The following is a 15,308-nucleotide window of genomic DNA, read 5'->3' as shown; positions in this document are numbered from 1 at the left end:
AGGTCGATTTTTAGCGATGCGCGAGAATGTTGACGAGCTTGCCGAACGGATCGCGGACATAGAAGCGCCGCACACCCCAGGGCTCGTCGATGGGGCCGTATTCGATCGCAAAGCCCGCAGCTTTCATCGCGTCATGCATGGCGTCCACGTCGTCCACTTCGATCGAAAGATCCGGAACGGGCGTGCCGGAGCCACCTTCCCGCGCGAAGCTGATTTGTACGGTCATTGGTTCGGTGGAGCCGTAAGTGCGAATCCAGCCGTGATCCATCAGCAGATCGAGGCCGAGGATCTCCTGATAGAAGCGCTGTGCCTGTGCCGTGTCGTGCACTTCGATGTTCGAGACGATCCGCTTGACCTTCATCGTTGCTACCTCGCGTGATCCGTTATTGAAGCGCCTGTTCTTCTCGATAGAGCGCGATCTCTTCCGCTAATGCCATTGCGACGTGCGGACGCTGCACGATGCGATGGTAGTACGCATCGACAGCGGGCCATTGCGAAAGATCGACGTCGCAGTACTTTGCCCAATTCAGCACAGTTGTCAGGTACGCGTCGGCTACCGTGAAGCTGTCGACCAGATACTCGTGCGTCGACAGATGCGTCTGCAGGTAGTCGAGGCGGCGCGCAACCTTTTGACGCGTGTAATCATGCGGCGCGGTGGGATCGAGTAACGGCACGAAGATCGCCTTGTGCAGTTCCGTGCTGATAAAACCGAGCCATTGCTGAAGCTGTGCGCGCTGCGGCGTGCCTGCCGGAGGCGCCAGATTCGCTGCCGGAAACTGGTCGGCGACATAGGGCAGGATAGCGGTGTTCTCGGTCAACAGCCAGCCTTCGTCGGTGCGCAGCACGGGTACCTGGCCGAGCGCATTGATCGGGTAGAAATCCGAGCCGTCGCGCAGCTTTTTCTTTTTCGTATCCACCTGAATGAAGCCGGCCTGCGCGCCGGCTTCGTACAACGTAATGCGTGTGGCGAGCGAGCACGCGAGCGGCGAGAAGTACAGATCCATGATGATTGTCTCCCGGTCTACCGATTGTTTTTGTACTATAGTGAACAAAAATCGACAGTGTCAAATATTTATATGCGAGACAGTATAAAAATCGAGAAGCGAGCGCGCGGAAGGCCGCGTGCATATGATGCGGACGACGCGCTCGGCCACGCAACCGATGCGTTCTGGCTGGGCGGTTATTCAGGCACGTCGCTGGATGCATTGAGCGATGCGACGGGCATGAACCGTCCCAGCCTGTATGCCGCATTCGGCGACAAGCACGCGCTGTATCTGAGTACGCTGGAGCGTTATGTCGAAGCAGGCGTGCAGGGGATGCAGCTTGCGCTGCGCGACGATATCCCGCTCGCGCAAGCTTTACAACGCGTCTACGACGCGGCGCTCGCACTCTATCTGCCCGCGGGTGAGGCGCCGCGCGGATGCTTTCTGATTGGCACGGCTGTGGTCGAATCGAAAGTGGACGACGAGGTGCGCACCAGATTGGCGCAAGGTCTCAAAGCCTTCGATCGTGCGTTCGAAAAGCGCATCCGACGCGCGCAGGCAGACGGCGAGCTTTCAGCCGATGCAGACGCCACAGTGCTTGCGCGCGTTGCATCGGCGATATTGCATAGCCTTGCATTGCGCTCGCGAGCGGGCGACTCGCGGGCATCGCTGCGAGCCATGGCGGCGCAAGGTATTGCACTGATTTGTGGTACGCGCAAGCAGTTGCAGAAATAATCGACTAGTGAGCCTTTCATGAAGTTGTCGGGTACAGCGTTTGCGGTATTAAGCGCGTACTACCTACTTCATGGAGGAAGTCATGAAACTGCTCAAGCAAGCTGCCATTCTGGGTGCCGTTATGGGTATGTCTGCCACGGCTTTCGCGCAAACCACCGTTGAGCCGAATCAGCCGGCCACGCGCGCCGAGGTGAGGCAGGATCTGATGAACGTCGAAAGCGAGGGCTACAGGCCGGGTGATGGCGATCGCACGAATTACCCTGCTAATGCGCAGGCTGCAGAGCGTCGTCTTTCTGATCAGCAGGGTCAGGGAGAGAGTTATGGCGGTGTGGTGAGTGGAACCGCAGCATCCGGTATGCCGATGGGGCGTGCCAATGATGGCACTAAGGGTGTGTATTTTGGGCAGTAGGTTTTTTGCTGTTTGCTTTTGGTTTGGTTGTTGTCGTTTTTGTCGCTGGCATCCGCGGTTTGTTATCGGTTCTTCAAGCGTCGCCCCTGTGCGGGGCGGCACCTACTTTTCTTTGCCGCGGCAAAGAAAAGTAGGCAAAAGAAAGCCGCTGAACACCGCCAATTCTTGACCTTTGCCCACGGGCCCCCAACGGCCCCGTCCCGTCCCCGACAGCATTCTTCTCGACGCCTGCTGCCAACGCTTCGGCTAAGCGCCTCACCCGCTTCACACTCCCCCGTCGCCACATGCGCGATCGCATCGCCCACGTTCTATGGCGGCAAACTGTGTGTCGGCTGTCGCGGCTTGTGCGCTTCACTCCAGACTGAAAAGCAAGGTCGGTGTCGTAGAAACGCTGACGTGTGAAGCACTACGACCTACACACAGTTTGCCACCTGGGCGGCATTAACCAGTCGCTGCCGCTGTCTGCACTCCGAGTGATTGAAGCGGGTGAGGCGCTTAGCCGAAGCAGCTGGCAACGGGCGGTGAATGAGAAGTTGCCGTGCGAAGGAGAGGACCCGTTGGGGGCCCTCAGGCAAGAACAAGCGCTTGCGGTGTTAGCCCGCTTTCTTTGCTTACTTTCTTTGCGGCGGCAAAGAAAGTAAGTGCCGCCCCGCACAGGGGCAACGCGTGAACAAGGCAAAACAAAACGCGGATGCCAGCGCAAAGCCATAAAAACCAAACCAGCGTCGCAAGACAAATCAAGGTCACTACCGCCACGCGGATGCCAGCGAAAGCAAAGGCCAAAAGGCAAAAAACCAAAAACCAAAAACCAAAAAGCAAAAGCAAAAGCAAAAGCGAAAACCAAAAAAAAAGCCCGCTCGAAAGCGGGCCGAACATGCGCCTGACGCGGGGACCGCGTCCGGTTTCCTACACTGTCTGTCGCGCGTCGCCTAAGTTATCGAATCAGGCAGCGTGCGAGCCATTCGCCACACTTCGCGTCATCACATTCACATTACTTTCGGCCGTATCAACGGCCTGCTGCACGGTCTTCCAGACGCTTTCATAGAACGCGTTCGCCGCCGTAATGGCAGAGTTCATCGCCGTCACCGCGACCTCTGCACCGGCAGGCGCACGCTGCGCAGCATCGCTCAGATCGGCCTGAACGGTGCTGACCTGCGCTTCGTATTGCGCTGTCGCGTGCCTGACAATGGCCGCCTGCGTACTCGCGACGATATCGAACACCTGACGGTTATAAAGCGCCGTGCGTTCGATCACGGATAGATCGCCGCGTCGCACGCTCGCCGCACCCGGCAACTCGCCGTTGGCGAGCGCATCCATCGCGCGCTGCGTACCATCACGCAACACGCCAAAGTTCAATTGAACGAGCTTCTCGATGCCGCTCACAACCTCGTTCGTCATGTTGAAGAAGGTCTGAACCCCGGCTCTCTGTGCAGCGGTGATGTCGTCGATGGTCGTGAGCATCGAATAGCCTCGCAAGGTTGAATGCACGAACAGAACAGCCGGCATCGATCGATGCGTAGATCGACCCCGCCCGTCAAATGGGAAGCAGCTGGTTATCTGTGTTTCGTCTGAGCCTGATTGGACTGCGTCATATGGGCGCGCCGAGCCGCGCAAGCAGCGCATGTCCGCGTTCGGTAAGGCGCGGAGGCATACTGGCATGCGACAAGCCGATAGTGATGAACTCGCGGTCGGCGAGCGCAATCAGATCGGCCTGGTCGAAATCGGACTGAGTGGTCGCGTCCTTTATCAGCATGAGCGTCGCAAATTCGTGTGGGCTCAGCACGTGGTTCTCCTTAGGGCGCAGCATCATCGCTTGCGGCATTAATGACCTGCAAATGCTTTCGCAAGCGGTAAATATATTATGGAAGTCTCCAGCCCGTTCAATGCTTATGGCATCGACGGGGCTCTCATCCTAATGCCGCGATTTTGAAAATTCAATCGGAATTAACAGCGCGTTGCAAAGTATTTTTGTCTTATGGATAAGCGGCAACTATTGCGTGCCGGTTTCAGGCGTTCCGGAAAACGGTGCCGGCCCGCGAAGCAAAGTTGGCCATCAGACGCTAATCCTTTGCCGACAAAGGAAGAACCGGTGCTGTACCGCACTGGCCAGGCGCTAATGAACGTACGATCATGCTTTAAAACGTTTTAATGCGGGGCAGCTCAAATCTGAATCACAGATAAAACCATGCTTTAAAGATGAACGGCGTTTGAGCATGCAGGGAATAATAATATTAATCATACGTGGCAGGCTATTGATTGATCGAAGTCAGTAAATGGTCACAGTTTGACCGGTTCATCAGCGCGCATTTTTATTGCGCGCGGGGCGGGCGGGTGCGTGGCGATTCAGGTCCGATCGACCGCTAAAGCCCCGCCGTTCGCGCCCCTTCTCGCCCAAATCGATTTTCTCCGTGCTATTTTTCTACCCGTCAGGCCGCGCGGGAGAGGCGGCCGGCTGTCGGAACGCGCTTCGCGCGGTTCCGACGACTGGGCAACGTCTGCCGCTGCAGACGGTTTTGCCGCCAAACAATGACAGGGCACAGGAAATGGATCGCTTCGAGGCAATGGAGATCTTCACTCGCGTGGTGGACGCGAACAGTTTCTCAAAGGTGTCGGAATCGCTCGACTTGCCGCGCGCAAAGGTGAGCCGGACAATTCAGGCGCTGGAAGAGCATGTCGGCGTGCGTCTGCTGAACCGTTCGACGCGTCAGGTGAGCGTCACGGAAGACGGCGCGCTGTTTTATGAGCGATGCGTGCGCATCCTCGCGGAAGTGGCCGACGCGGAATCGTCGCTGTCGAACAAGCGCGAGAGCCCGGCGGGCACGATTCGCGTCGATACGTCGGGCACGCTTGCGCGCGCGCTGCTGCTGCCATCGCTCGATGATTTCTATCAGCGCTTCCCCGAAATCGACGTGCGCCTTGGCCTCGCGGATCGCAACATCGATCTGATTCAGGACGGCGTCGATTGCGTGATCCGCATGGGCATGCTCGAAGAGTCGAGTCTGGTGGCAAAGCGCATCGGTAGTGCGCGCATCGTCACGTGCGCATCGCCCGCCTATCTGGAGCGGCACGGCACGCCGAAGACGCTCGAAGAACTCGCCACGCATCAGGCCGTGAATTACGTGTCGGCACGTTCGGGCAGAACGTTTCCGTTCGAATACAACGTCGGCGACGAAGTCGTGAAGGTGCAGATGAAGAGCGTGCTCGCCGTCAACGACGGCTCGGTCTATATCAACGCGGCTGCATTGGGCCACGGCATCATCCAGCCGTCGCGCTTCATGGTGGCCGAGCAGATCAAACAGGGCGCGCTGCGCGAGATCCTCACCGACTACAACAGCCCGTCCACGCCGCTTTCGATCGTCTATCCGCATCGCCGCAATCTCAGCTCGCGGCTGCGCGCGTTCGTCGACTGGGTGTCGGAGGTCGCGCACAAGAACCCCGACCTGCGCATCAAGGACAAGGACTGACGCGCGCGTTGGCCTGCTGCGCGGTGAGCGCAGCAGGCAGGCCGGATCAAACGTTTTTCATGGGTTCAGCGGGGCGCGGCGCGTCTTCATACGCGCCCCAGATCGACTGATCGAAGTTGACGACCGAGCCCGTCATCAAGCCCGATTCATCGCTTGCGAGAAATGCGACCGCGCGTGCAGCTTCGGCGGGATCGATCAGACGGCCGAACGGCTGCGCAGCGGCCGCCTGTTGTAGCCAGTCATCGGCGGCACCGTGAAATTCGCGCTGGATGCGGTCTTCTCCGTCCGATGCCATCCAGCCCAGATTCAACTGGTTCACGCGAATGCGATTGCGCAACAGCGCATACGCGGTGTTTTGCGTGAGCGTCCCAAGCGCGCCCTTCGACGCGCAATACGCGGAGATAAACGGTTGCCCCGCCATCGCCGACATCGAGCCGATGTTGACGATCGCGCCTTCCGTGCGCTCACGCAGCATCACGCGCAACGTCTCCTGCATCAGAAAGAACGGTGCGCGCACATTGGTCGCGAACATGCGGTCGAACAGCGCGGGATCGGTATCGAGAATCGTGCCGCGATCGGTGAGCGCGGCGGCATTCACGAGCACGTCGATGCGCCCGAATTGCTCGTCAGCGGTCGCGACCACCTTGCGGCAGTCGTCGACATTCGACAGATCCGCCTGTGCGAACACGACCTTGGCGCCGTGCGCTTCGCCAATGCGGGTCAACTCGCGCGCTTTCGCTTCGCCTTTCTCTTTGGCCCGTCCGCAAATCACGACGCCGCGCGCGCCGCGTTCGATGAACAGTGCGGCAATGGCCGCGCCGAGTCCTTGCGATCCACCCGTGACGATCGCGATCTTCGAATCGAATTGCGCCATGCATTGTCTCCTTCAGAGGTGTGTTGCGATGGATAGTGGATACCGCGTCTTGCTGCGCGCGCGGCGTCGATGCGATCATTGCGCGTATCACGATCACAATGAAACCGACCATGTCCGAGACGCGCCGCCGCAAGACGAGCATGACTGACATCGCCCGCGCAGCGGGTGTCAGCGAGGCGACAGTCGATCGGGTATTGAACGGGCGTGGCGGCGTATCGCGCGACAAGGAAACGCGCGTGCTCGAATGGGCGCGCAAGCTGAAGATCGATCGCGCGCTGGAGTCTGTGTCCGTGCGCTGGCTGCGCATCGCGATCCTGTTGCAGCAGCCCGTTGCGCAGTACTACGTGCATCTGAAGCAGGGCTTCGAACTTGCGCAGAAGACCTTCGAAACGCAGCGCGTGATATGCGCCGTCACCTACTTCGACAGTCTCGAGCCGCAAGCCGTGGTCGAAACGATCGAACGCGCAAGTCGCAAGGCCGATGCGCTGGTGATCGTCGCGTACGAGCACCCGGACATCACGGCCGCGCTGCGTCATGTGAGTCATAGAATGCCCGTCGTCACGCTTGCAAGCGATCTGCCGGGCACGGGACGGCTCGCATATGTAGGCATCGACAATCGCTGCGCGGGGCGCGTGGCGGGCGAACTGATGGGCCGCTTTCTCGGCGACACGGGCGGCAAGGTGCTCGTGATGACGGGCATGCATGACTTCCTCGGCCATGAGGAGCGCGAAAGCGGTTTTCGTTCGGTGTTGCGCCGGCGCTTTCCGAATTGCGACATCGTCGAAACGGTCGAGAGCCGCGAGCAATCGTCGATGACGGAAAGTCTCGCGCGCGACGCGTTCCGCCGCTATCCGGACCTGCGCGGCATCTACAACATCTCCGTCGGCGATGAAGGCATCGGCAACGCGCTGCGTGCGCTCGACCGCGTGCACAAGACCGTGCTGATCGGGCATGAACTCAACGACACGTCGCGGCGCCTTCTGATCGAAGGCGTGCTCGATGCCGTGCTCGACCAGAATCCCGTCGGCGAAGCGCTGCACTCGATCAGTGTGATCCTGCGTCACTATCATCGCGATCCCGGCGTGACGTTGGCGCAGCAGATTCCCGTGACGGTGCTGTTGCGCGAGAACCTGCCGATTACGGACTAGCTTGCGTCGAGCGCGGCTGTTTGGTCCTGCACGACTTCATTCCATAGATCGCGTATCCAGTCGTGCATCAAGAGCGATTCGGCCCAGCGGTCCGTCGTATCGTTGCCGTCGCGTCCGATGATCGCGTAAGGCTTCGGCCCCAGTTCGCAGGTGAAGACGAGTGTGTCATCAGGGCCGGCGCGCTTGCGCCATGATGCAAAACCATCGCGCCACCAGCGCAAAAACAGATCGACCCACATGCGGTGCGGCTCGAACGAGATTTCGATCTGCACCTGTTCGCGGCTCGCGACGCGCCCATGAAACGCCCACGAATGCGCGATGATCCGCTGCATCGCCGCTTCGTTTTCTTCGTTCACGGGCCATGCGAATTCACGGCCGACGAGGTAATGCGACAGATCGCCGAGCAAACGCAGATTGGGCCGCTCATCGAGCAGATCGAGCATGAAATGCAGGTCCGTCGTCATGCGGTCGCGATGCGTTTCGATGTAGACGGGAATGTCCACCTGTTCCGCGAGCCGTTGCCAGCCGTCGATCAATACGAGTGCATCGGCAAGACGGCGCGGCCGCGCGTCAGGTTGCAAGTCGATGTGATGCGCGCCGAACTCGACAGCGATTTCGAGTATCGGCTTCAGGTCATCGACAGTGCGCGGAAAGCATTGCGCCTCGGCTTGCAGACCATGTTGCGCGAGTACTTGCGAAAGACGTCGTGCATTTTCGCGTGATCCAAACGATGTGCTCACACCTTCGAAACCCGCTTGCGCGATCATCGCGAGGTTCTCTTCGAGCGAGCGCTCGAAGCCGTCGGTATGACGCCGCTCCATCGCCCATAACGACTGATACACGGCGAGCCGTTGCGTCATGCTGCCTCCGCGGCGACGAGTCCTTTGAGCTTTACGTTGCGGTCTTCGAGCAATGCAGGCTCGATGCACGCACGTTGCCCGATCAAGGTCTGTGCGATGCGCACGTCGCGCGCGATCTCGCTGACCTTGCCGACACCGCTTGCGCCAACCAGTACGCCATCGCGATCGAGTGCGAAGAAAATGCGCGACGTGTCGCCCGTTTCGCGCACGACGCTTTGCACGCCGAACGCGGGCATGCCGGCAATCTGGATCGTCATGTCGTATTGATTCGACCAGAACCACGGCACTTCGGAGTAGGTTTCGCCGCGCTCCAGCATGTTGCGCGCGACGATGCGTGCGTGATCCTCGGCGTTCTTCCAGCATTCCAGCCGCATGCGTCGCCTGAAGAGGCGGTGCGGAAACGAGCACACGTCGCCGGCTGCGAAGATGTGCGGGTCATTAGTGCGCAAGGTGTCGTCGACAGCGATCCCATCCGCGACGTCGATGCCTGCCGCCTCCGCCAGTTCCGTGCGCGGTTTTACGCCGATGCCGACCACGACGCAATCGCAATCGATCTGCGTGCCGTCCTTGAGCTTGACGCCTGTCACACGCGTGCTGCCCAGCAGTCGATCGATCTGCGCGCCGAAGTGGATCTTTACGCCCATCTCGCGATGCTTGTCGATCAGATAGCCCGCGACGATTTCCGGCACAGCACGCATCAACGCACGCGCGCCCGCTTCGATCACCGTCACGTCGCAACCCCGCGCCACCGCCGATGCCGCGACTTCGAGACCGATGAAACCCGCGCCGACGATCACGATGCGCTGTGCAGGCTGCAAGGCTTCGGCAAGCGTATTCGCGTCGCTTGCCGTGCGCAGAAGGTGAACGCCCGCGAGATTCGCACCTTGCACGTCGAGCCGTCTTGGTTCGGCGCCTGTTGCAATCAGCAGGCGTTGGTAGTCGATCGTGCGTCCATCGTGCAACACGACCTTGCGCGCCGCGCGGTCGATCTGCTGCACGCCTGCGTCGATGCGCAAGTCGATGCGCTTGTCCAGATAGAAGGCGTCGTCGTAGAACGCGCATTGCGCCGTGCTGCGCTCGCCGAGCAACACCGCTTTCGACAATGGTGGCCGGTCATATGGCGCGGCACCTTCATTGCCGAGCAGCGTGATCTCGCCGTCCCAGCCGTTCTCGCGCAATGCGGCGGCCGTGCGTACGCCGCATTGGCCGGCACCGATAATCACCATCGCGGCTTGCGTGCTCATGATGCATCCTGCGCGGGCAGGCCAAGCAGCACTTCGCCATTCTCGACACGCACCGGATACGTTTTCAGATGCACGCACACGGGTGCGCTCTTTGCCTTGCCACTGGGAATGTCGAAACGCCCCTGATGCAGCGGACATTCGATCTCGCGATTCACGACGAAGCCATCGGCAAGATGCGCATGCTCATGCGTGCACCAGCCATCCGATGCGTAAAAGCCCTCTGCGATCCGATACACGGCGTAGCTCGCGCCAGCGTGATCGAAACGCATCACGTCTTCTTCGTCGATATCGTCGGGTGCGCCGGCGGCAATCCAGTGGACCTTTGCGTTCGTTTCGACGCTCATCGCTGTCTCCTTGAATGTTCTGTTTCTGTCTCTATCGATCACACAGTCGGAACGATCCGCTCGATCACATGCGTTGGATCGGTACGTTGTTTCCATAGCGCGGGCAGCATCTCGCGATACGCGGCATAGACGCTCGGATACGCGGGCGGCAACTGGTCCTTGATCGCTTCATGAAGACGCGGCAGCGCATGAAACGGCACCATCGGCAGCAGATGATGTTCGAGGTGATAGTTCATGTTCAGATAAAGAAAGCGGAACACGAAGTTGGTATGGATGGTGCGCGTGTTGAGCCGGTGATCCTTCACATTGACGGCGAGTCCCGCATGCTGCGTAAGACCAAGCAGTTGATGCAGCCAGCCGCCGTAGAAGCGTGGAGTCCACACGAACATCAGCGGCAGGAAGCTGTGCATCGCGATAGCGAGTGCAATCGTTGCGATCACGACGGCCAGATAGATGCGGCACGACCAGATCATCTTGGGTTTTTCGCTGGCGGGCAGAAACGCGTCGGTCGCGGCATCGACGCGGCCGAATGCGTGGCGCACGACCTTTTTGATTTCCAGCGTACAGCCGACCAGCCCGAGAAAGTCCGCGATGATGGGCAGCACCTGCGTCGGACGCGTCACCTGGATTTCAGGGTCGCGTGTCTGGAAGTACGTATGCGTGTGATGCCGCGCATGACTCCAGCGCCACCAGTAGCCTTCGCGGATCGTCATGAATGAGGACAGGTGATAAAACGCGTCGTTGATCCAGCGCGTCTTGAACGGCGTGCCGTGCGACAGTTCGTGCCAGCGCGCGTCGCTCGATGAATAGATCGTGCCGTACACGAAGAACGCGGGCACGGCCCACCACGTTCCCCATGTGAACGCCGCGAGCGCGCCGGACGCGACGAGCAGCACGAACCACGGAATGAAATTGCGCAGACCCGCTGCGTCGTCGCGCTTCATCAGTTCCTTGAGCACCGCGCGCGGAATGCGCGGCTGGTACCACTGCTCTGCGATGCGTGCGTCGAAAGCGGGATCGGTAAGGCGAGGGGCAGAAGTGCTGTCGACGGCCGAGGGCGAGGACATAAAGCGTCTCCTGATCTTGGTGTGTTTGCGGGATTTCCCTCAGCTAGAAGCTTCGGGAACACATTCCGTTTGCACAAAGATAGTTGAAGGAGACAGAAGCCTCACGCCGAAAAATGATGGGTTTCCATCAAGTCGCGCCGAGCAGGCGCGGGCGCTGAGAAATAGGGGACTTACGGGCGCAGCAGATCATACCCGCCGAACACGACGACTCCGCTCAATGCAATGAGCGCAACCGAGTGCTGGCCAAAATAAAGGAGTGCGGCGGCGGACCACGTGGTCAGACAAAAGGCGGCAATGCGTTTCATGCTGGTACTACTCGACTGAAGATAAACAACTGCAATTTACGGGTTTTCCCTGTATATCACAGTTGAGCCGAATACATGCCTCGCGCCGCCCCGAATGAAAAAGGGCGGCATGGCCTTTGAAGCCATGTCGCCCTCCAATGGCAATCGCGCGCCATCAAGCACGCGCATCGCCTTCAAATCAGAAGATGTTGCGAATACCCACCGACACGCCCGTCTGGTTCGACGTGCCCGGCAGTTCCACCGTCGCCGCGCCCGTGACCTTGTTGAAGTCGACGGTGCCGTACACTTCCGTGCGCTTTGACAGCGCATATTCCGCCACGGCCACGCCCGTGTAGCGGTTGCCGCTGCCCACCGCGCCGCCGCCGATCGCAGCGTTCTTCATGTGGTCGTAGTAGAACGCGCCCGTCAGCAGCAGTGCGGGCGTGGCTTGCCACGTCACGCCTGCGAACGGACCGTCGTCCTTGCGGCCCGAGCCCTTCAGGATATCGACACCGAGCGTCAGGTCGCGCTGCGACAGGGTGCTGTCGACAAAGCCCGTGTCGTCCTTCGAATGGATATAGCCGACGTAGAACCTGGTCGTGCTGAACGCGTAGACGGCATTCGCGTTATAGATGGTCTGCTTGTGATTCGAGTTGTCGCTGTTTTGCTGCACGCCTGCGCCGATGCTCAGCGAACCAAACGAGTACGAAGCCGTGAAGCCGTACATGTTGCCCGCGCCGAGGTGCCCGGGGATCTGGCCGGAGAAGCCGTCCGCGCCCGTGGACGTCGAGTTGGTGCCGAACGAGTACATGGCCTTCACGTTCAGGCCGCCGAACTTGCCGTCGTACTTCACGGCGTTATCCGCATAGAGACCCGCGCCGAGCGCGACGGGCAGCCATGCGTTTTCGAAGTAGTTACCGACTGTCAGAGGATCGTAGGTATCGCCGAGCAGATCGAACAGCGGCGTCTTCTGACGACCGAGCGTGAGCGTGCCGTAGTTGCTCGACAGGCCGACATAGGCCGCGCGATTGAACAGGCGCTTGCTATCCGATTGCGCACCGCTTTGCAGATCGATGCCGCTTTCCAGCTGGAAGATCGCCTTCAGGCCATTGCCGAGATCTTCCGAGCCTTTAATGCCGAAACGGCTATTCGTGATGGCGCCGTTGGTCATGAAGAGCTTGCCGTCGTTATTCGCATTCGAATGCGTGAGATAGCGAATGCCGACATCCGCGACGCCATACAGCGTCACCGAGCTTTGCGCGAATGCGCTTTGGCATGCGAGAGCGAGGGTGGTCGCGCCTAACGCCGCAACTGTCCGATTGATTTGCCTGGTCATGGGTATTGTCTTTTCATGTGTTGAGAACCCTGCACGAGCGAATTGTTGTTATGCGCTGCGGGTGGCGGAAATGCATGGCATCTATGGATGTCTTATGGCTCCGCGCGCACCTTGTCTCATACAGGCCCGCGGACTTTTATCACATCGATTTCGGCGACGCTCTGAACGTGACAGGAGTGTTGCATTCATGCCGAAAGTGCACGTCACCGGATTGCAAACAACAAAAAGGGCGGCCCGAAGGCCGCCCTTTTGACAACTTCTCTAATCGGTCGGGTCGCTTATGCGCGATCGATCGAGTACTTTCCCGGACCCGTCACGAACAACAGCAGCAAACCGCCGATGATGCTGATGTTCTTGTAGAAGTTGATCATGTTGATGTATTGCTCCATACCCGTCTGCGTCCAGAAGTGATGGCCAATGAACGCAGTGGCGAGTGTGTACGCCGCAAGCAGCAGCGCAAGCACGCGCGTCTTGAAGCCAACAGCAATCACGATACCGACTGCAAGCTCCATCACGATCGCGATCACTGCGGCCAGCGCTGGAACGGGTGCACCCGTCGATGCCATGTACTGCTCGGTGCCCGAGAAACCCGTGAGCTTGCTCCAGCCGAATAGCACGAAAAGCACCACGAGCAGCACGCGTGCGACGAGCAGCAGTGCATCCTTGCGTTGTTCGATAAACGTGTTCATGTTCAATCCTCTTTCATTTAGCCGGGTCCAGGCGTTCGCCGCTCAGGACCACAATTCCGATACTTCGTTGTTGCGCAGGTCGAATACGAGTACTTCCGCGTCGTGGCCTTCCGTGAATTCCAGGCGGCGTTCATTGCGAATACGCGCACCGTCGCCTTCATTCAGTTCGACGCCATTCAGCTTCACACTGCCGCGTGCCACATGCACATACGCATAGCGATCCGCAGCGATATCGACGCCTGCCGTTTCATTGCCATCGAACAGACCGGCATACACACGTGCGTCCTGGCGCAATTCGAGCGAACCGTCCGTGCCTTCCGGCGACAACACCAGCCGCAGCGTGCCGCGCTTGTCCTGCGCCGAAAAGTTCTGCTGCTGATAACGCGGCGTTGCGTTCTTCACCGACGGCGCGATCCAGATTTGCAGGAAGTGCACGGAGTCGCTGGCCGAGTGATTGAACTCGCTGTGTGCGACGCCCGTGCCTGCGCTCATCAGTTGCACGTCGCCGGGGACGATCACCGAACCCGTGCCCATCGAATCCTTGTGCTCGAGCGCGCCTTCCAGCACGTACGAGAAGATTTCCATGTCGCGGTGCGGATGCTTGCCGAAGCCGCGGCCGGGTGCGACGCGGTCGTCGTTGATCACCAGCAGATCGGAGAAGCCGATCTGCTTCGGATCGTAGTAGTTCGCAAAAGAAAACGTATGACGCGAGCTGAGCCAGCCGTGTTCGGCGCGGCCGCGTTCATTGGCGTGTCTGATGTCGATCATTTTCCTTCTCCGTTATCTGATTGGCTTTTGCCTCTCGCGACACCGGCGGTGCCGTTGTCTGAAGCAGTGATGAAAGTGTAGGTCAATCAGAGTGGCTATAATCGACGTCAAACGGGAATCACTGTCCTATTTGAGTTGACAAAAAGGGTGCCAGGCCAATGCAGCTGGACGATCTGAAGATCTTCGTCGCCACCGTCGACGCGCGCAATTTCACAGCGGCCGCCATCCGCCTGCATCTGTCGAAGCAGTTCGTCAGCCGCCGTGTGATGGCGCTGGAGGCGAGCCTCGGCGTGCGGCTGCTGGTGCGCAACACGCGCAAGCTCGCGGTGACGGACCTCGGCTACGAGTTCTATCAGCGGGCCACGCGCATCCTCGGTGAAGTCGAGGACGCCGAGCAGGCGATGACATCGGGTCGTTCGGACCCGCGCGGCCTGCTGCGCGTCAGCGCGCCGATGTCGTTCGGAATGATCCATCTGTCGCCGCTCGTCGCGGCCTTCCTGCGCGCAAATGCCGACGTGCGCATCGACCTGGAACTGAGCGACCGGGTCGTCGATGTAGTTGGAGAGGGTTTCGACATGGCGCTGCGTATCGGCACGCTCGCGGACTCGACGCTGATCGCGCAGAAGCTCGCCGAGATGCGCATGGTCGCGTGTTGCAGCCCCGCGTATCGCAAGGCGCGGCGCCCGCCCGCAACGCCCGACGATCTCGCGCGTCACGCGTGCCTGCTGTATGGGCAGGAAGCGCGCAGCGGCTGGGAGTACATCGTCGATGGCGCGAGCAAGACTATTGAAGTGCACGGCCCGCTGCGCGTGAACAACGGCGAGGTGATCCGCGATGCCGCAATTGCAGGGCTCGGCATTGCGCGTCTGCCGGAGTTCATCGTGTGCGAAGCGTTGGCGAGCGGCAAGCTGGTCGAAGTACTCAGCGATTTTGTCTCGCCGCCGTTGACGTTATATGCGGTCTATCCGCAGCATCGCCAGGCATCGGTGACGATTCGTGCATTTACGCAATATCTGCGCGAGCGTTTCGGCAAAGCCACACGTAAATAACTCGTTGCTTTAAAGCTGATTGAAAGCTTTGCGCGCATTGAATAACCGCTCGTT

19 protein-coding genes are annotated in these 15,308 nt (G+C 59.7%); 5 read left to right on the top strand and 14 right to left on the bottom strand.

Annotated elements, in window-relative coordinates:
• Positions 1-10: 10 nt before the first annotated feature.
• Both G3O01_RS37475 and G3O01_RS37470 read right to left on the bottom strand, forming a co-directional pair.
• Entirely contained in the window at positions 11-361 is a 351-nt protein-coding gene (locus G3O01_RS37475) for a glyoxalase superfamily protein (protein ID WP_205812070.1), read from the bottom strand.
• Positions 362-383: 22 nt separating this feature from the next.
• A complete protein-coding gene (locus G3O01_RS37470; RefSeq protein ID WP_205812068.1) occupies positions 384-1,004 on the bottom strand; it encodes a glutathione binding-like protein in 621 nt (206 codons plus the stop codon).
• 72 nt (positions 1,005-1,076) lie between these two features.
• Between G3O01_RS37470 and G3O01_RS37465 the strand changes: the two genes are divergently transcribed.
• Together G3O01_RS37465 and G3O01_RS37460 are read left to right on the top strand one after the other, a co-directional pair.
• Positions 1,077-1,718, top strand: a complete 642-nt coding sequence (locus tag G3O01_RS37465; protein ID WP_205812066.1) for a TetR/AcrR family transcriptional regulator — start codon at positions 1,077-1,079, stop codon at positions 1,716-1,718.
• 82 nt (positions 1,719-1,800) lie between these two features.
• Positions 1,801-2,127 carry a DUF4148 domain-containing protein gene (locus tag G3O01_RS37460; protein ID WP_205812064.1) on the top strand — a complete coding sequence of 109 codons (327 nt, stop codon included), beginning with the start codon at positions 1,801-1,803 and terminating at the stop codon, positions 2,125-2,127.
• A gap of 567 nt (positions 2,128-2,694) precedes the next feature.
• Here G3O01_RS37460 and G3O01_RS37455 read toward each other — a convergent pair.
• The 3 genes from G3O01_RS37455 to G3O01_RS37445 all read right to left on the bottom strand — a co-directional run bounded on the left by G3O01_RS37455 (position 2,695) and on the right by G3O01_RS37445 (position 3,949).
• Entirely contained in the window at positions 2,695-3,003 is a 309-nt protein-coding gene (locus tag G3O01_RS37455) for a hypothetical protein (protein ID WP_205812062.1), read from the bottom strand.
• Between the two features lie 66 nt (positions 3,004-3,069).
• Positions 3,070-3,633, bottom strand: a complete 564-nt coding sequence (locus G3O01_RS37450) for a phasin family protein (protein WP_241024609.1) — start codon at positions 3,631-3,633, stop codon at positions 3,070-3,072.
• Between the two features lie 82 nt (positions 3,634-3,715).
• Positions 3,716-3,949, bottom strand: a complete 234-nt coding sequence (locus G3O01_RS37445; RefSeq protein WP_241024608.1) for a hypothetical protein — start codon at positions 3,947-3,949, stop codon at positions 3,716-3,718.
• Between the two features lie 721 nt (positions 3,950-4,670).
• On the opposite strand from G3O01_RS37445, the gene G3O01_RS37440 reads away from it, so the two are divergent.
• Complete coding sequence (locus G3O01_RS37440; RefSeq protein ID WP_205812060.1) at positions 4,671-5,591, top strand: LysR family transcriptional regulator; 921 nt, start codon at positions 4,671-4,673, stop codon at positions 5,589-5,591.
• A 46-nt stretch (positions 5,592-5,637) separates the two neighbouring features.
• On the opposite strand, the gene G3O01_RS37435 is transcribed toward G3O01_RS37440, so the two are convergent.
• Complete coding sequence (locus G3O01_RS37435; protein ID WP_205812058.1) at positions 5,638-6,465, bottom strand: SDR family oxidoreductase; 828 nt, start codon at positions 6,463-6,465, stop codon at positions 5,638-5,640.
• Positions 6,466-6,575: 110 nt separating this feature from the next.
• Here G3O01_RS37435 and G3O01_RS37430 point away from each other — a divergent pair, with 110 nt between their 5' ends.
• Entirely contained in the window at positions 6,576-7,613 is a 1,038-nt protein-coding gene (locus G3O01_RS37430) for a LacI family DNA-binding transcriptional regulator (RefSeq protein WP_205812056.1), read from the top strand.
• Here the strand turns inward: G3O01_RS37430 and G3O01_RS37425 are convergent.
• The 8 genes from G3O01_RS37425 to G3O01_RS37395 all read right to left on the bottom strand — a co-directional run bounded on the left by G3O01_RS37425 (position 7,610) and on the right by G3O01_RS37395 (position 14,205).
• Positions 7,610-8,473 carry a TIM barrel protein gene (locus tag G3O01_RS37425; protein WP_205812054.1) on the bottom strand — a complete coding sequence of 288 codons (864 nt, stop codon included), beginning with the start codon at positions 8,471-8,473 and terminating at the stop codon, positions 7,610-7,612. The genes G3O01_RS37430 and G3O01_RS37425 overlap by 4 nt on opposite strands.
• Positions 8,470-9,717, bottom strand: coding sequence for an FAD-dependent oxidoreductase (locus tag G3O01_RS37420; protein WP_205812052.1), 1,248 nt, complete (start codon positions 9,715-9,717; stop codon positions 8,470-8,472). Before G3O01_RS37420 ends, G3O01_RS37425 begins: the two co-directional genes overlap by 4 nt.
• The gene (locus tag G3O01_RS37415) at positions 9,714-10,061 is read right to left on the bottom strand and encodes a non-heme iron oxygenase ferredoxin subunit (protein WP_205812050.1); all 348 of its coding nucleotides are present in this window, start codon (positions 10,059-10,061) and stop codon (positions 9,714-9,716) included. Before G3O01_RS37415 ends, G3O01_RS37420 begins: the two co-directional genes overlap by 4 nt.
• Positions 10,062-10,099: 38 nt before the next feature.
• Entirely contained in the window at positions 10,100-11,128 is a 1,029-nt protein-coding gene (locus tag G3O01_RS37410; protein WP_205812048.1) for a fatty acid desaturase, read from the bottom strand.
• 170 nt (positions 11,129-11,298) lie between these two features.
• Entirely contained in the window at positions 11,299-11,433 is a 135-nt protein-coding gene (locus G3O01_RS45650) for a hypothetical protein (RefSeq protein ID WP_007731897.1), read from the bottom strand.
• 178 nt (positions 11,434-11,611) lie between these two features.
• Positions 11,612-12,748, bottom strand: coding sequence for a porin (locus G3O01_RS37405; protein WP_205812046.1), 1,137 nt, complete (start codon positions 12,746-12,748; stop codon positions 11,612-11,614).
• A 278-nt stretch (positions 12,749-13,026) separates the two neighbouring features.
• Complete coding sequence (locus G3O01_RS37400; RefSeq protein WP_205812044.1) at positions 13,027-13,437, bottom strand: DoxX family protein; 411 nt, start codon at positions 13,435-13,437, stop codon at positions 13,027-13,029.
• Between the two features lie 42 nt (positions 13,438-13,479).
• Positions 13,480-14,205, bottom strand: coding sequence for a pirin family protein (locus G3O01_RS37395; protein ID WP_205812042.1), 726 nt, complete (start codon positions 14,203-14,205; stop codon positions 13,480-13,482).
• Positions 14,206-14,363: 158 nt separating this feature from the next.
• Here G3O01_RS37395 and G3O01_RS37390 point away from each other — a divergent pair, with 158 nt between their 5' ends.
• Positions 14,364-15,254 carry a LysR family transcriptional regulator gene (locus tag G3O01_RS37390; RefSeq protein WP_205812041.1) on the top strand — a complete coding sequence of 297 codons (891 nt, stop codon included), beginning with the start codon at positions 14,364-14,366 and terminating at the stop codon, positions 15,252-15,254.
• Positions 15,255-15,308: the final 54 nt, after the last annotated feature.

Source organism: Burkholderia sp. Ac-20365, assembly GCF_017104715.1.
In the GTDB taxonomy this organism is placed as follows: Bacteria; Pseudomonadota; Gammaproteobacteria; order Burkholderiales; family Burkholderiaceae; genus Paraburkholderia.
This window is presented reverse-complemented; position numbering and strand designations above follow the sequence as displayed.

What these genes read in the sequence shown, in the direction of transcription:
- G3O01_RS37420 (WP_205812052.1), bottom strand. Translation starts at nt 9,717, where the DNA reads ATGAGCACGCAAGCCGCGATGGTGATTATCGGTGCCGGCCAATGCGGC.
- G3O01_RS37390 (WP_205812041.1), top strand. Translation starts at nt 14,364, where the DNA reads ATGCAGCTGGACGATCTGAAGATCTTCGTCGCCACCGTCGACGCGCGC.
- G3O01_RS37415 (WP_205812050.1), bottom strand. Translation starts at nt 10,061, where the DNA reads ATGAGCGTCGAAACGAACGCAAAGGTCCACTGGATTGCCGCCGGCGCA.
- G3O01_RS37475 (WP_205812070.1), bottom strand. Translation starts at nt 361, where the DNA reads ATGAAGGTCAAGCGGATCGTCTCGAACATCGAAGTGCACGACACGGCA.
- G3O01_RS37455 (WP_205812062.1), bottom strand. Translation starts at nt 3,003, where the DNA reads ATGTTCGGCCCGCTTTCGAGCGGGCTTTTTTTTTGGTTTTCGCTTTTG.
- G3O01_RS37425 (WP_205812054.1), bottom strand. Translation starts at nt 8,473, where the DNA reads ATGACGCAACGGCTCGCCGTGTATCAGTCGTTATGGGCGATGGAGCGG.
- G3O01_RS45650 (WP_007731897.1), bottom strand. Translation starts at nt 11,433, where the DNA reads ATGAAACGCATTGCCGCCTTTTGTCTGACCACGTGGTCCGCCGCCGCA.
- G3O01_RS37410 (WP_205812048.1), bottom strand. Translation starts at nt 11,128, where the DNA reads ATGTCCTCGCCCTCGGCCGTCGACAGCACTTCTGCCCCTCGCCTTACC.
- G3O01_RS37440 (WP_205812060.1), top strand. Translation starts at nt 4,671, where the DNA reads ATGGATCGCTTCGAGGCAATGGAGATCTTCACTCGCGTGGTGGACGCG.
- G3O01_RS37395 (WP_205812042.1), bottom strand. Translation starts at nt 14,205, where the DNA reads ATGATCGACATCAGACACGCCAATGAACGCGGCCGCGCCGAACACGGC.
- G3O01_RS37460 (WP_205812064.1), top strand. Translation starts at nt 1,801, where the DNA reads ATGAAACTGCTCAAGCAAGCTGCCATTCTGGGTGCCGTTATGGGTATG.
- G3O01_RS37405 (WP_205812046.1), bottom strand. Translation starts at nt 12,748, where the DNA reads ATGACCAGGCAAATCAATCGGACAGTTGCGGCGTTAGGCGCGACCACC.
- G3O01_RS37435 (WP_205812058.1), bottom strand. Translation starts at nt 6,465, where the DNA reads ATGGCGCAATTCGATTCGAAGATCGCGATCGTCACGGGTGGATCGCAA.
- G3O01_RS37430 (WP_205812056.1), top strand. Translation starts at nt 6,576, where the DNA reads ATGTCCGAGACGCGCCGCCGCAAGACGAGCATGACTGACATCGCCCGC.
- G3O01_RS37470 (WP_205812068.1), bottom strand. Translation starts at nt 1,004, where the DNA reads ATGGATCTGTACTTCTCGCCGCTCGCGTGCTCGCTCGCCACACGCATT.
- G3O01_RS37400 (WP_205812044.1), bottom strand. Translation starts at nt 13,437, where the DNA reads ATGAACACGTTTATCGAACAACGCAAGGATGCACTGCTGCTCGTCGCA.
- G3O01_RS37465 (WP_205812066.1), top strand. Translation starts at nt 1,077, where the DNA reads ATGCGAGACAGTATAAAAATCGAGAAGCGAGCGCGCGGAAGGCCGCGT.
- G3O01_RS37445 (WP_241024608.1), bottom strand. Translation starts at nt 3,949, where the DNA reads ATGCCGCAAGCGATGATGCTGCGCCCTAAGGAGAACCACGTGCTGAGC.
- G3O01_RS37450 (WP_241024609.1), bottom strand. Translation starts at nt 3,633, where the DNA reads ATGCCGGCTGTTCTGTTCGTGCATTCAACCTTGCGAGGCTATTCGATG.